Source organism: Leucobacter sp. 7(1), from assembly GCF_900163635.1.
Classification (GTDB): Bacteria; Actinomycetota; Actinomycetes; order Actinomycetales; family Microbacteriaceae; genus Leucobacter.
This window is the reverse complement of record NZ_FUID01000005.1, coordinates 89,950-104,635: the sequence shown is the minus strand read 5'-3', so window position 1 is coordinate 104,635 and position 14,686 is coordinate 89,950. Positions and strand designations below refer to the sequence as shown.

Annotated in this window: 10 protein-coding genes and 1 tRNA gene; 3 read left to right on the top strand and 8 right to left on the bottom strand. The window is 65.6% G+C overall.

Features of this window, described 5'->3' with window-relative positions; genetic code table 11:
• Positions 1–399 precede the first annotated feature (399 nt).
• Positions 400–2,655, top strand: a complete 2,256-nt coding sequence (locus tag FM113_RS01945) for a leucine-rich repeat domain-containing protein (RefSeq protein WP_176387041.1) — start codon at positions 400–402, stop codon at positions 2,653–2,655.
• A 626-nt stretch (positions 2,656–3,281) separates the two neighbouring features.
• On the opposite strand, the gene FM113_RS01940 is transcribed toward FM113_RS01945, so the two are convergent.
• The 4 genes from FM113_RS01940 to FM113_RS01925 all read right to left on the bottom strand — a co-directional run bounded on the left by FM113_RS01940 (position 3,282) and on the right by FM113_RS01925 (position 6,105).
• Positions 3,282–3,354 (bottom strand) — tRNA-Ala (locus FM113_RS01940).
• 69 nt (positions 3,355–3,423) lie between these two features.
• A complete protein-coding gene (locus FM113_RS01935) occupies positions 3,424–4,461 on the bottom strand; it encodes a hypothetical protein (RefSeq protein WP_087010933.1) in 1,038 nt (345 codons plus the stop codon).
• A 102-nt stretch (positions 4,462–4,563) separates the two neighbouring features.
• Complete coding sequence (locus FM113_RS01930) at positions 4,564–5,172, bottom strand: GNAT family N-acetyltransferase (protein WP_087010931.1); 609 nt, start codon at positions 5,170–5,172, stop codon at positions 4,564–4,566.
• Positions 5,173–5,178: 6 nt separating this feature from the next.
• A complete protein-coding gene (locus FM113_RS01925) occupies positions 5,179–6,105 on the bottom strand; it encodes a UTP--glucose-1-phosphate uridylyltransferase (protein ID WP_087010929.1) in 927 nt (308 codons plus the stop codon).
• Between the two features lie 79 nt (positions 6,106–6,184).
• Here FM113_RS01925 and FM113_RS01920 point away from each other — a divergent pair, with 79 nt between their 5' ends.
• Both FM113_RS01920 and FM113_RS01915 read left to right on the top strand, forming a co-directional pair.
• Positions 6,185–6,778, top strand: a complete 594-nt coding sequence (locus FM113_RS01920; protein WP_087010927.1) for a 5-formyltetrahydrofolate cyclo-ligase — start codon at positions 6,185–6,187, stop codon at positions 6,776–6,778.
• An 11-nt stretch (positions 6,779–6,789) separates the two neighbouring features.
• Positions 6,790–7,086 carry an FmdB family zinc ribbon protein gene (locus tag FM113_RS01915; RefSeq protein WP_087010925.1) on the top strand — a complete coding sequence of 99 codons (297 nt, stop codon included), beginning with the start codon at positions 6,790–6,792 and terminating at the stop codon, positions 7,084–7,086.
• A gap of 202 nt (positions 7,087–7,288) precedes the next feature.
• Here FM113_RS01915 and FM113_RS01910 read toward each other — a convergent pair whose 3' ends face one another.
• From FM113_RS01910 to FM113_RS01895, 4 genes are all read right to left on the bottom strand, one after another.
• Entirely contained in the window at positions 7,289–10,927 is a 3,639-nt protein-coding gene (locus tag FM113_RS01910) for an AAA family ATPase (RefSeq protein ID WP_087010923.1), read from the bottom strand.
• Between the two features lie 234 nt (positions 10,928–11,161).
• The gene (locus FM113_RS01905; protein ID WP_087010921.1) at positions 11,162–12,526 is read right to left on the bottom strand and encodes a uracil-xanthine permease family protein; all 1,365 of its coding nucleotides are present in this window, start codon (positions 12,524–12,526) and stop codon (positions 11,162–11,164) included.
• Between the two features lie 291 nt (positions 12,527–12,817).
• Positions 12,818–13,210 carry a cupin domain-containing protein gene (locus tag FM113_RS01900; RefSeq protein WP_087010920.1) on the bottom strand — a complete coding sequence of 131 codons (393 nt, stop codon included), beginning with the start codon at positions 13,208–13,210 and terminating at the stop codon, positions 12,818–12,820.
• Entirely contained in the window at positions 13,207–14,628 is a 1,422-nt protein-coding gene (locus tag FM113_RS01895; protein ID WP_087010917.1) for an FAD-binding oxidoreductase, read from the bottom strand. Before FM113_RS01895 ends, FM113_RS01900 begins: the two co-directional genes overlap by 4 nt.
• Between the last annotated feature and the right edge of the window lie 58 nt (positions 14,629–14,686).

Genomic DNA, 14,686 nt, shown 5'->3' with positions numbered 1-14,686 from the left:
CCCGGCAAGTGACCTTCGGTTTGGGAAGTAGCTCGGCCCCCATCTGGCTACTTCCCAAACCGCTCTTCGGGACGTGGCACCTCAGCCCAGCCGGGCAGGTAGCTGTCGAATTCGACTGCCGCCACGAAGGCCCACCGCCCGGGGAACTGCACCGCTCCTGTCCTGATTCGGTGCCGCCCTGCCCCAAGGCCAGGCACTTATCTGCGGGGCACCCCTCACCCAGGCCGTCCAAACGATGCCTACGCTGAGTGGCCGATGGCTCGACTGAGAACCTTTGCTTCCCAGCGGCCATTCCCTCACGGCTCGAGCCCTTGGAGCCGCGCCCGCCATCATAGAAAGCCCCACAATATGTCAAATCACCAGCTGTCTCGAAACAGAGCTCCACTCCGAATACTGGGTATGCTCCTATCGGTCTCCCTCCTCGCGGGGATCTGCCTCCTCTCGGGTCTCGGACCCACGAGTCCGGCGCGCGCAGTCGGAACTCTCGAGGAGATCCCATTCCCCACCGACGAAGGTCTCGGAGGGGAACCCTTCGAGACCGCTGGAGAAGCAGTCAACTCACGACGCACGGTCGAGCGGGCAGACGAGCCGGGACCCTCTGACTCCATCGATTTCCCGGACCCAATATTGCGTGCCGCGGTCGCAAGCAAAATTGGCGTGAGCTCGTCACACATTACATACCGGGATCTCTTAAAGCTCCAGACGCTGACCAGCAAAGGCAGCGGCATCACTGACCTGACCGGACTCGAGCATGCACAGAACCTCTCGTCGCTGTATGTCGATAACAACGAGATCGAGTCTTTGGAGCCGTTGTCGAGCCTCACGACACTTCGACAACTCACGATCTCCCGAAACCCGATCAGCGACATTTCTCCGTTGTCGTCCATACCGACGATCAACTGGCTCGAGCTCAACTTCACGGATATCGACACGCTTGAGCCGCTCAGCGAGAACACCTCCCTGAGATGGCTCCAGGTGGCCTACACAAAGATCACGACCTTGGCACCACTCGCGAATGTGACGAGCCTGCAAGAAATCTGGTTCCAAAACACCGCGGTCTCAGACCTCTCGCCGCTCGCAGGACTTTCGGACATGCTCACGATCTCTGCGCCCTCCGCAAGAATCACAGACCTGTCCCCTCTTCGCTCACTAGTCGATTTGGACACTGTCAACGTCAACGACAACCACATAACCGATATTTCTGTGCTCGAGTCCTGGCCGAATATTAGGCGCGTCGGGTTCAACGGCCAGACTGTCTCGGGCAGCACCGCATTTGTGCCTGCAGGCGCCCAAAGCTATACGAAGCAGGACGTCGCAGATCTGTTTTCGATGCCGTTCGGCGAGCGTCAGGAAGTAGTCTCCGGCGCGGAACCCACGAACGATGGTGCGGGGGCATCCTGGCCAGACGTCATTGAAGACGCCTCCACACTCGAGGTAGGAGTCTCAAAACCGATTGTCCCCGGAGGCCCTGCGTTTTCGGCCGACGTTACCTTCCCCGTAGAACGCGCAGACTTCACGAACTCCGCTCTGCCGGCTGCAGTGCTCGGATCACAGTATGGGTTCACCTTCACCACCACGGACGGGTATATCGATCCGCTTGTACCCGCCGCGTTGCAGGGCTTTGAACTTCTCTCTGACGAAGTGCCGGGTCTCTCGCTCAGCAACTCTGGCGCATTGTCAGGCGCTCCAACACTCGCCGGCGACTACCCCCTGCTTGTCCGTGGAACGGACCGCCACGGGAATACTTTGGATCGGGAGTTTCAGCTCACCGTTGACATTGACCGCGGCGTCGCACCTACGATTCAGACTGCGTCGCTGCCAGCGGCCACCGTCGGGGTGGCTTACGCAGCGCAGATCAAGGCTGCTGGCACTGCACCAATGCAGTTCGCAATTACATCCGGACGTCTCCCCGCAGGTCTGAAGATGACCGAGGCAGGAAGGATTACCGGCACGCCCTCCAGCGCCGGGAAGAGCCCTGTGGAAGTTACCGTCAAGAACTCCGCGGGCACCGACTCGAGGACCTTCCAGGTCTCGGTTTCCCCGCTTCCGATTCCATGTGTGCCAGCTCGGAACGTAGCTGTGTTTGCAGATGTGCCCGTCGGACATAAGTTCTACACCGAGATCGACTGGATGCACTGCATGAAGTATGCGACGGGAACACGTCAGCCCCCGGCCAAGCCTCTGTACAAGCCAAAGGACAAGTTGTCACGGGAAGCCATGGCAGCGTTCATCTACCGACTGGAAGCACCGAAGAACTACCGGGCCCCGAAGACGTCGCCATTTGCTGACGTACGAGCGGGAGACCCGTTCTACAAGGAAATCGCCTGGATGTGGGACGCGAAACTGTCAACTGGAACCCAACAGCCCCACGGCAAGCCAGAGTTCCGTCCCAAGGAGCGGCTATCTCGGGAAGCTATGGCCGCATTCATTTACCGATTGGAGAAGCCGACTGGCTATCGCGCCCCAAAAGTGTCTCCTCTCGCTGATATGAAGCCTGGCATGAAGTTCTACACTGAGATTTCTTGGATGTATGACGTCGGCTTGACTACGGGAAACAAGGTGGGGAACACGAAGGAATACTGGCCAAAAGATCGCCTGTCACGCGAAGCAATGGCTGCGTTCATTCACCGGTTGGTGATGGACTACCGAGCGTAGTGAACTCCTACTGAGTCGATAAGTCTGCGGGTGCCCGACGCTCCGCCTATGAGCCGCACGGGCTGTCCCGGTCAGAATACTGACCGAGACAGCCCGTGCGGCATTTCGCATCGTCGCCGCGAAAGCACGGTCATCCCCCGTAGCTCGGCAGTGGGCGGACGCGGAGCGGCACGGAACTCCGAAGAGTGGCGAGCCCACAACAATTCGTACCTCCGTTGTACGCCTGTCAGCAGGTGAACGCGCCAGCGTTTCCCAATCCCGAGCGATTCCCCGAAACGAGAGAAAGCTCCGCGAAGCGAAGCTTTCTAGAGTGGATCTGAGGGGCGGGGGCTGTTCAAAGCGGACGCGAAGCGTTCGCACATCCGCCGCGATTCCCCGAAACGAGGAAAAGCTCCGCGGAGCGGAGCTTTTCAGAGTGGATCTGAGGGGCGGTGGATGTTCAAAGCGGACGCGAAGCGTTCGCACATCCGCCGCGATTCCCCGAAACGAGGAAAAGCTCCGCGGAGCGGAGCTTTTCAGAGTGGATCTGAGGGGCGGTGGATGTTCAAAGCGGACGCGAAGCGTTCGCACATCCGCCGCGATTCCCCGAAACGAGGAAAAGCCCCGCGGAGCGGAGCTCTTCAGAGTGGATCTGAGGGGAATCGAACCCCTGACCTTCTCATTGCGAACGAGACGCGCTACCAACTGCGCCACAGACCCTTACGGAAATTAGCGTAGCAGGCAGGTGGCGATCGCACGAAATTCGGCGATGACCGATGTGCGGAGCGACTATCCAGCGCTACGGCGGCGACGGAGCACAGCGTCGAGGTCAGGGAGTCCTTCAGCGGTATCGCCGATCACACCCATCTCGCGGAGACGCTGCGCTGCGGCCCGGCGCTGGGCGTCGGCCGCGGACATCGGTGCCCGCTGGGTGACCGTCGGAGTCTGCGGTGCCCGTGCTTCGTGTGCATCCGTTGCGTCCGCGACGGCGGCTCCCTCGCGCGATGGCGCGGAGCGTTCCCGAGCCACCTGCTCACGCACTTCGCGGAGCAGCATGGAGTCTGGCTGGTTCTCCTGGGCGCGAGCTTGCCCAGCACGATCCTGTGCCCGGTTGCGCGCTAGGGAGCGCGCACGCTCGATCCGTTCCGCGGCGGCACGCTGTGCGGCGGCGTGGGCCTCGGCGGCGGCCTCAGTTTCGCCCGTGGCTACGGGTTCTTCCTGGAGCTCAACAACGGGGATCGTGGCGGTTGCAACCCGCTCGGCCTCGATGTGCTGTACTCGGACGCGGCCCGGCGCAAGCAGCACAAGCCCGCCAGCGGAGGCGAGCGCGATCAGAGCGGATCCGACGAGCACCGCCGCACCGCTGCCTGCAAGGAGCAACCCGATGCCAACGAGAGATCCGAGAACCCCGACGAGCGCTGCGGCCGCTGCCATTGCGCGAACGCGGCGCGCGGCCGGACGGCGGAGCCGTGCCGAGCGCTGCGCTGCGGCCTGTCGGCGTCGCATTTCCTGTGCGCGAATCTCGGCGCGAACTGATGCGGCGCGTGCTTCCGCAAGATCTGCTGCGCGTTCCGCTTCCTGTTGGCGCTGCGCCGTGCGGAGGAGTTTCTCGTGCGCAAGGGCCTCGCGGGCGGTCGCCTCGATCGTGAGTTCCTGCGGCACCTCTGCGGTCTCCGCGAGAACCCGGAGCGTGCGCTGGAGCCGCATTGCGTTCCGTTCCGCGGCGCGGAACTCGCGGCGTCGCGTCCATGCCGGCACGAGCACGGCGGCCCACAGCAGCGCCGCGACCACAAAGATCACACCACCGCCGAGCACACCGCCTGTCATGTGCCTCACTGTACGGCGTCGCTGCGGCCGGTGTCCCCCGGCGCGCCGCCGCGATGGATTCCCGGACGGGCATGTGTGCGCGGTCCGGGCGTGTCCTCGCCGCTAGTGCCGGGCCCGCGCCAACCGTTGCACCATCGAGCCGTCTCCGCGGAACGCCACGAAGCAATCGTGATCACGCCAGGCACCGTCGATGTGAATGTATGCCGCGCGTCGCCCCTCGGGTCGGAGGCCAAGCTTCTCGACGACCCTGAGTGAGGCCGTGTTCTCAGGCCGGATGCAGACTTCGACCCGGTGCAGTCCGAGCGCCCCGAACAGGTAGTCAATCGCGATCGCGACAGCCGTGGGTGCGATACCGCGACCCGCAACGTGTTCGGAGACCCAGTAGCCAAGCTGCGAGGACTGGAGCGCCCCGCCGGAGAGCTCGGACACGCTGAGCTGCCCGACGACTGCTCCGTCGTAGAGCACCACAAACGGTACCCCGCTGCCCGCGGCGAGTTGGCGACGGTATGCCCGAATCGTGGGGCGCATCGATACGGACCCTGGTTCGATACTGCGCCCCGAGGGGTGAGTGGCTTCCCAACGACTCAGCCACCCGCGGTTGCGCTGCAGCAGCTGCCGCAGCGGTTCCGCGTCGCGGACCCGCACCACGCGGAGTGTGACCCGGCCCGCGGTGAGCGGGCCGGGATCAGCGATTGCGCGGCCGAGTGGCACGGTGTGTTAGCCCTCGCGACGTGCGCGCAACTGCTCGGCGAACCCGATCACCCAGTCGGAGATCTCCGCACCGAGTTCGTCGTGGTCGACACCCAGCAGGACATTGGCCTTGATCCAGTCAGCACGGTCACCCGTGTCGTAGCGGCGGCCGCGGAAGATGACGCCGTAAACCGGCGCCTCACCCTTGCCCTCGGCGAGGTGGTGCAGCGCGTCCGTGAGCTGGATCTCTCCCCCGCGACCGGGCTCGAGCTCGTCGATGATGTCGAAGATTTCGGGGCGCAGTACGTAGCGTCCGATCACGGCAAGATTCGACGGCGCTTCGGCAGCGGCTGGCTTCTCCACGAGGCCGGTCACGCGGAACACGTCAGGATCGTCCGTCGGCTCGACAGCAGCGCAGCCGTACAGGTGAATCGACTCCTGCGGTACCTCCATGAGCGCGATCACCGTGGCACCGCGCTCGTCGTGCTCAGCGATCATCCGGTCCAGCAGGGGATCCCGAGCGTCGATGAGATCGTCACCCAGCAACACCGCAAACGACTCATCCCCGACGTGGCCGCGTGCGCGGCCGACCGCGTGGCCAAGCCCGAGAGGCTGGCCCTGGCGGAGGAAGTACACCTCGGCGAGCTCGCTGGCCTCGTGGACCTTGCCCAGTTTGCCCTCGTCGCCCTTGCGTTCCAGCGAGTATTCAAGCTCGGGCACGCTGTCGAAGTGGTTCACAAGGTTGTCTTTGTTGCGCCCGGTGATGATAAGAACGTCACCGAGACCGGCCGAGGCCGCCTCTTCAACGACGTACTGGATTGCCGGCTTATCGACAATCGGAAGCATCTCCTTGGGCATCGCCTTGGTAGCCGGGAGGAAGCGGGTTCCGAGTCCTGCTGCCGGAACCACTGCCTTCGTAACGGCCCGCTGGGGCGCGCGCTGGGATTCAGTCATGGTGGCCAGCCTAATATCGCGGGAGCGCTCCGCAAAGTTGAGGGAGCCTGCGATGCTGTGCGACGGCTAGGCTGTGGCCATGACCGGCGAGGCGGACACGCGGAAGCGACGGGTACGCGCAGCAGTGCGCGCACAGCGGTCGGAACGCAGCGAGGCGGCGCGGGATCGTGCCGCGGTCGCCCTGTCGGCGCACCTCACTACGCTCGTGACCCAGGCGGGGGCACGCCGCATCACCTGCTATCTCCCAACCCCGGGCGAACCGGATCCGTCACAATTCCTGCAATGGGCGCTCAGCCACAGGATCGAGGTGCTGCTGCCCATTTCACAAGCTGATCGCACCCTCGCGTGGGCCTATCACAGCGCCGCGCCGCCCGAGGTGGGGCTGCACGGAATTCACGAGCCTGCCGGACCGCGCCTCCCCGCGAGCGCGGCGGGCACCGCTGACCTCATGCTCATTCCGGCATGCGCGGTAGACAACTCGGGGACCCGTCTCGGCTGGGGCCTCGGCTACTACGACCGGTGCCTTGCAGCGCTGGATCCGGCACCGCCGGTCTACGCCGTCGTGTTTGCGGAGGAGATCCTGCCGTCGCTGCCGCGCGACCCGCACGATGTCCCGGTCACGGGGGCGGCCACCCCCGCAGGGATCCGCAGCTTTCACATCCAGACGCGCTAAGCTGGGTCATTGTGCCTACCTATGCTTACCGGTGCGCCGATTGCGGCCACGCCTTTGACGTGTACCAGTCGTTCACGGACGACGCGCTGACAACGTGCCCCGAGTGCGAGGGAACCCTGCGCAAGGTGTTCGGTTCGCTCGGTGTCACCTTCAAGGGCTCCGGGTTCTACCGGACCGATTCCCGCTCGGGTGGTTCTTCATCGAGCTCCTCGATCCCCGCAAGCTCGGGATACTCCGACTCAGGATCCGGCAGCTCTTCCGGCTCGGGATCCAGCAGCTCGGGATCCAGCAGCAGCTCGAGTTCCTAGCCCCAGTGGGGCGGGCGGTCACGGCGGAGCCTGTCCTCGTTCGCTCGCTCGGCCGTGCCGTTTGACGCGGTACCGCCATCACCCCAGCCCTCGGCCCGATCCTCCCGCGCGGGTGCGTCCAGCGGATGCTCGGACGGCCGCGGGTCCACCCCTTCCGGGGCGGCCCGCTGCGCCCGGCGCGACCGGCGAGGATTCTGTTCACTCACTCCTGGCCCGCGCCGGGTGCCGTCTCGGCCCCGTGACCGAGAGTACGAGCGATCCGCCGCGCGGCCTCATCGGGATCCGCGAAGAGGTCGAAGCTCTGCACTCGGTGATAGTGCCAGCCCAGTCGACGCAGCACCGCGGGCCGCAGGCGGAGCGTATCGCGCAGGCTCTCTGAGCCGTCCCCCAGGTCGATGTCGACCGCGATCGCCCGGCCGTTGAGTGAGGCCGCGAGCGGGATCACACCCCGGTAGTCGAGGGCCACGTGCATGCCCAGCGCTTCCATCCGGTCGGCAAGCTCCCCAATCATCGGGTCCCGCTCGGCGGGCAGCGCGGGGGCTTCTGGGGCCGGGTGCTCCATCGCGAGCAGCTCGGCGAGATCGACAACACCGTGCTTGATCCGGACCGAATCGAGATCCTCCGGTTTGAAGCAGCTGACGATTGTCATCGCGCGCCGGGCGCGGGTCATCGCGACCGCGAGCAGGCGTTCGCCTCCGGGCCGACCGAGTCCGCCAAAGTTCGAGAGCACGCGGCCGTGTGGCGTGCGCCCAAACCCGATCGAGAAGATCACCCGGTCCCGGCTCTGGGCCGTGGCCTGCTCGAGGGTGAGTACAGCGAAGGGTTCCGCACGCTCACCAAGCAGGAAGTCGCGATACTGCGGGAACTTTGAAAAAGCCTGCAGTACGGCCTGGTAGACGCGCACCGCGTGCCGCTCGCTCGCGGTAATCACCATGAGAGATTCGCCCGCGCGTTCGCTCGCGTGCTCAAGGACAAGCTGGACAACCCGCTCAACTTCGGCGTCCGTGCTCTCGACCGCACCGCTCTGCTGATCGGGGAGGCCCTGCCCACCGCGCACAAACTCGTACGTCAGGCTGGAGTGGCCCAGGAAACTGCCCGCCCACGGGAGCGACTGGATCGCCCCGCCATAGAAGCGGGAATTCACGAGGTTCGTCAGGTCTTCGCCGCCCGCGCGGTAACTCCGCGTGAGCGTGAGCGTGGGGAGCACCTCACTCAGCTGAGCGTAGGCGGACCGTCCGTGCAGTTCTTCAGCGTCATCCGCGTCGGGCGACTCGGCCCCCACGGACACCTCGAAGTGCGAGGGAGTCTGCGTCATGCGGTCGCCGAAGGCAACAACCTGATTCGCGCGCCGGATCGCCCCGAGATTCTCCACAAGGGTCGTCGCTCCCGCGTCCACGAGGAGCACGGTGTCGAAGCGCATCCCATCGGGCAGCTGCGCCACCTCGTACGGCGACATTGTCCACACCGGGGCCAGCACGCCGAGCAAGTGCGGTGCACCCTGGGCGAGCATCGTCGCGGTCGTATCCGAGCGGCGCAGCGAACCGCGCATCGCAAGTGCCTCCTGCTTGTGATCCAGCACGGCCACCCGCCACGCGTCCGCGAGACTTGCCGCGAGCAGCGTTCCGTTTGCGCCCGCGTGGGCATCGTCCACCAGGCGGAAGTCAGCCTCGAGTCGCTCGATCACGCCCGTGTTCGCGCTCAGCAGGGCAGGGTTTGTCTGCAGCATGCGCTCCAGCACTGACTGCCACCACGCGAGCTCAAGCTCCGCCGCGACGTCCTCAGCGGGCACGTGTCGCGCGGAGAGATCATCAAGCAGGGGTTCCAGGTGCGCGGCGCGCATGCGCTCCACGATTGTGGTGCGCTCCTGGATGTTCTGCAGCACCTCGGATTCGCGCGCGAGATCCGAAATCCTGCTCGCGAGTGCGCCAAGAGTCAGGTTCTTCAAGCGGTTCGGGTCCCCAACGACGCCGAGCACCCGGTCGAGCTCATCGAGATCCTGGTACGCCGACTGGAACGCCACAACAACGTCCGAGATACCCAGCGGAACCTCGGGCCGCGCCCCGACAACGGTCGTATACCGCTGCCACAGCACGCGTTGTTGCTGGATCTGCACGAGCCGCGAGTACATGTCGGTGATGTGGACACCGGGGCGCACGTATTCGCGGGCGAGCTTCCGCAGGCGTCGCTTATTCGCGGATGTCATTTCCTCACCGCTGCGACCGGGGGCGTGCGCCGCGATCACCTCGGTAAGGGAACGGTCGTACACGGCCGGGGTGAAGCGATCCAGCGTGTCCCGGATCCCCATGAGCAGGCGGAGATAGACCCCGAGCTCAGCGATCGTGTCGTACGGCCGCATCGAGGTCTGGCCGATGACCTCGTTGGCCATCGAGATCAGGCGCGGCAGCTGCGACTCAGCGAGATCAACGGCGAGACCGTATGCGGTCCGTGCTTCCTCCGTGGTCTGGAAGCTCACGCCGTACCAGGGCGAGTCCTCGGGACCATACTGGAACTGGCCGAGCCGAGCTACCTCGGTCAAGGCCTCAGCCATTGAACTGCGGTCGAGTGTGAGCTGGCCGAGTGCTTGATCGTCGAGCCGAACCGTCGTGCTCGGCTGACGTTCCCCGAGCGCAAGCTGTGTAAGGCGGCGGAGCGCGTCCAGCGGCGAGACACCGAATCGCTCGTCGGTTCCGGAAAGCGCGCCGCGATAGTCGCTCAGGACACCCCGGAGCCGGATCAGCGCGGCATCGACCTCGCCGAGCTGCTCAGCTCGGGCGTTCTCATTGCGGCTGATCGATTCGACAAGGTTGCGACGCAGGCGGCGCGGCGACACGGACAGGCCGGCAAGACCGGCGCGCGTGAGGCGGTGTGTGATGCCGTCGAGTGTGGCCCGGCGCGGAGACACCACAAGGACCCGCTTGCCGTCGCGAACGAGACTGCCGATCGCGTTCACCACGGTCTGGGTGCCACCCGTGCCGGGCAGCGCGTGCACCACGAGCGAGTGCCCGGCGTCGATCTGCGCGAGCACATCGTCCTGTTCGGCGTCCGCGTCGTAGAGGTAACGGTCAACGTCGGGAGAGCGCTCGTCGGCGGGCGTCGCGCTGACCGGGCGGTATGACGCGGTGAGGCGCTCGCGCGCGGGCTCGCTGCCGCAGAGCGCTGCAAGGATGGGTGAGTCGAGATCCTTCACCGCATCGACCATGCCCTGCGAAACGCTGTGGAACGAGGACACCACGAGCCGCGGCTGAACCACAAAGCCGGACACCCCGGCCACCATTTGCCGCACCCGATCGATCACGGGCTGAGGCTTAAACACGCCCTCAGACTGCGACAGTTCGACGAGGCTCCGGGCGTCCAGAGTGATCCCGAACTGCTCGCTCAGGATTCGGATCAGCTCCACGTTGACCACGGGGAACTGCTTCAGCTTGAGCTCGAAATCTCGGCCATAGCGCCGGATCGCGAGCGGGCGCAGCAGCACGGGCGCGCAGTATTCTTCGCCCTCGAAGGTCCACTTTGCGATGCCCACGCCCAGGTGAACCGTTTCGAGCCCGCGCACGGTGCGCATCTCGATGGCCTTATCCGTGACGCGGCCCGCCGCGACGCGAGCGTGACGCAGCGCCAGATCGTCGCGGATCAGCGCGGACAGCAGGATCTTGTTGCCGGTGATGAACTGTGGCAGGCCTCCGGGGTGCGTCGTCGACAGCTCAATCCGGTTCGCCGGGCTGTCGTCGAAGTGCAACATCGGGTTGCGGCCGCCGATGCGCGCGGCTTCGCGCCGCCAGTCGGCGTGCTCGTCTGCGTAGGCGTCCACGAGGGACACCGGGCCGGTGAGTTGCGTCGTCAAATCTTCCTCCGGCGGAGCACTGGGCTCTGGTGTGGGGGCGAGGGCAGCCTCGTCTCGAGGTGTCACCGCCTCAGCGGTAACGCCTTCCGCGTCATTTGCGCGGGGATCCGTCTCCGGTCGCCGTCGCCGCTCTACACTCCACACACCGCCACCCTAAGCGGTGCATGGTGAAACGACCGTAACCCCGGCGGAGTTTCGCGCGCCGGGGTGACGGTTTCCCAGGTGGTTGCCGGGTTAGGGCTTCGCCTCTTCGGCGGGAGCGGTGACGACCGGATCTGCAATCTGCATCTCGCCGCCGCGCGCCTTCGCAAGGATGCGCATCAGGTGGTAGACGCCAATCGCGGCGATCGTGCCCAGCGCAATACCGTTGAACACGACCGAGCCGAACTGGATCGTGAAGTCCGCGATACCCACGATCAGCGGAACTGCCGCCGAGAACTGGTTGATCGGCTTCGAGAAATCGACCTTGTTGTCGATCCAGATCTTTACACCGATCAGGCCGATCAGGCCGTAGAGCGCCACGGTCACGCCACCGAGCACGGCCGGCGGCACCGAGAAGATCACCGCACCGACCTTCGGGGAGAAGCTCAAGAAGACCGCGATGCCACCCGCGATCCAGTAGGCCGCCGTCGAGTAGACGCGGGTCGCCGCCATGACGCCGATGTTCTCGCCATAGGTCGTGGTGCCGGATCCGCCACCGAAGCCGGCGAGCATCGTCGAAAGACCGTCCGCGAGAAGCGCGCGGCCGGTGACCCCGTCAAGGTCGCGGCCCACCATAAGCCCGACGCTCTTGACGTGGCCCACGTTTTCGGCGATCAGCACGAGCACGACGGGGAGGAACGCGGGCAGCAGGCCCCAGAGCGTCGGATCCGCGAAGGGGTTGCCCACAGCGTGGAACGCGGGCAGGCCCACCCACGACGCCTCCGACACCGCGGTGAAATCGACAAGCCCGGTCATCACGGCGATGACATAGCCGACCGCCATGCCCAGCACGATCGACAGACGGCCGATCAGGCCGCGGAACAGGACGGTAATCAGCAGAATCGCCACGAGCGTCGCCAGCGCAACCCAGGAGGAGAGCACCTGATCCACATCCGGGTTCGCACCCGGGTTGCCCGTCCAGTTATTGCGCACGGCGGGGGCCAGGTTAAAGCCGATGAGCGCAACAATCGCTCCCATCACCACGGGCGGCATCAGTGCGTTGATCCACCCCGTCCCGAAGCGGTGCACCACGAGGCCAACGATGGCCATGAGCACGCCGATCGCCAGGATTCCGAAGGAGGCCCGACCGAGGTCGTCGCCGCCCGCCGTTGCCGCCATGATCGGCGCGATGAACGCGAACGAAGAGCCGAGGTAGCTCGGGAGGCGGTTGCCCGTCAGCAGCAGGAAGAGAATTGTGCCGAGGCCCGAGAAGAACAGGGTGGCCGTCGGGCTGAAGCCAGTGATCAGCGGCACGAGGAAGGTCGCGCCAAACATGGCGACCACGTGCTGCGCCCCGAAGCCGAAGGTGCGGCCCCAGCTCAGGCGCTCCTCGGGGAGCACGATCGCGTCCGGGGCGACGTGCTTGCCGTCTCCGTGCAGTTTCCAGGGCAGGGCCATGTGGGCTCCTTCAGGGGGCGATGAATCAGAGTGTGCTGCGCGTCCGCCCCGAAGGCGCGCGACCAAGCGATTATCTTACAGGCAACGCTCAGCTTCGCGCGAGCGATAGCGTGCGCGCTCTACCCGACTCTTGCCCGATGGGCACGTCCCCAGTTCCCCACTCGGGCTCGCCCAAACCGAGGGTTTTTATCCATACTGAGCCCAGTTTCGCGAAACTGGGCTCAGTATGGATAAAAAGGCTCGTGTTGAGTGCGGTAGCCCCGCGCGAGGCCTCAGCGCGCGACCTCCGCGCTAGGCCTCTGCGATGTAGATCTTGCGGATGTGGTCGGCGACGGTCCACCGGGTGCGGGTTCCTGCGACAAGCCGCATTGCGTCCCCCGGGCCGACCTCGACCACGCGGGGGGCCTCCCCCGCAGCGGCGTCACGCCCGGGCTCGCTCAACAGCTCGATCGTGGCCCCGCCCGAGAGCACAATGAACAGCTCGTCGACCTCGGTATCGGTGACCGTGCCGCCGCGCAGCTCCCACACGCCCGCCTCGGCCCCGGCGATCTTGCCGAGCTCGAGCGTGCCCTGAACGGGCGATCCGGTCACCACGTCGGCCGCCGGAACGGCCTCAAGTGCAACATCGGCCGTGACCGCGCTCACCGCGAGGTTGGCACCCTCGGGCAGCTGTGCGCCGCTCACGAGTCGAACCCCAGGCCGAGCGCGTCGAGCGTCTTCAGCAGCAGGTTCCGCTTGCCTTCGTTATGGTCGGCGCGATCCATTGCCCAGCGGGTCAGGTTGATGCCGATCGAGGCCGCGGGCTCCGGCGGGAACGGCAACGGCACGTCCTTGACCATCTTCAGTTCGGTGCGTTCAGTGACCCGGCCCTCAAGCCGGTCCACGATCACGTCGGCGGCGAAGTGGGTGGCCCCAACCCCCAAGCCTGTGAAGCCCGCCACATACTGCACGCGGCCGCCGTGTGCCTGGCCGAAGAACGCGCAGAAACGCGTGCTCGTGTCGATCACCCCGGCCCAGCGGTGCGTGAACTTCACACCGGCAAGCTGCGGGAACGTCGTGAAGAAGTGGCTCGCGAGCTTGCGGTGACTCTCGATCCGGTCCTCGTTCTCGGGTCGGATCTTGCCACCGGCAAAGTACACGGCGTCATAGCCGCCCCAGAGAATGCGGTTGTCCTTTGTGAGGCGGGAGTAGTGGAACTGGTTCGCCATATCGGCAAGCCCCTCGCGCCCCGACCACCCGATTGAGTCGAGCTGCTCGTCGGTCAGCGGCTCGGTCATCAGCACGTAGTCGTAGACGGGGACCGTATGGAAGCGGTAGCGCTTCAGCAGCGACGGGAAGACGTTGGTGCACAGCGCCACACGCTCCGCCGTCACGGTCCCGCGCTCAGTGGCGAGCTGGATCGGGGTGTCGGCACCGCCGTCGAGACGCTTCACCGGGGTCTGCTCGTGGATCTCGACGCCGATGCTGGCGGCGTGACGTGCGAGCTCAGCGACAAGCTTTGCGGGGTGCAGGTTTGCGTTTTCGTGCGGCGAGAACTCGCCCCCTAGGAAGGTGGGCGATGCAATCCGCTCCTGCACCTCGGCGGCGCTCAGCGTGACGACTGCGGGATCGTCGCTCTCCCCCAGCCACTCGACCTGGTGCGGCGCGTTCGCGACGGACAACTGGCCGGTGCGCTCAAACTCGACGTCGAGCTCGTGCTCCGCGAAAAACGATTCCATCGCGTCAAGGTTTTCGTAGCCCAGGCGGCGCAGCGTGCCCGTCTCCTCGGGCCAACGGGCTTCGGCGTTCGGCTCACCGTGGGTGATGCTTGCCTCGCAGAACCCGCCGTTGCGCCCGGAGGCGGCCCAGCCCACCCGCTGTGCCTCGAGGAGCACTACCCGGCGTTCCGGGTGTGCGGTCTTGAGCTTGATCGCCGTCCAGAGGCCGGCGTAGCCGCCACCGACCACGGCGTCGTCGACGCGCGTGTCACCAGCGAGTGGCGGGTACTGCGCGGTGGTCCCGGCGACGTCATCGATCCAGAAGCATTCGAGCTTCGTGTCGGCGAGCGCGTCCTCGACGATCTTCGCCGCGGGGCGGTTCGTTTCAAAAATTGTGGGGTGCATGGGGTCCTCGTCTTCGATGTCCTGCTTGATCCTCGCACACTTTCACGCGGATGTAAAT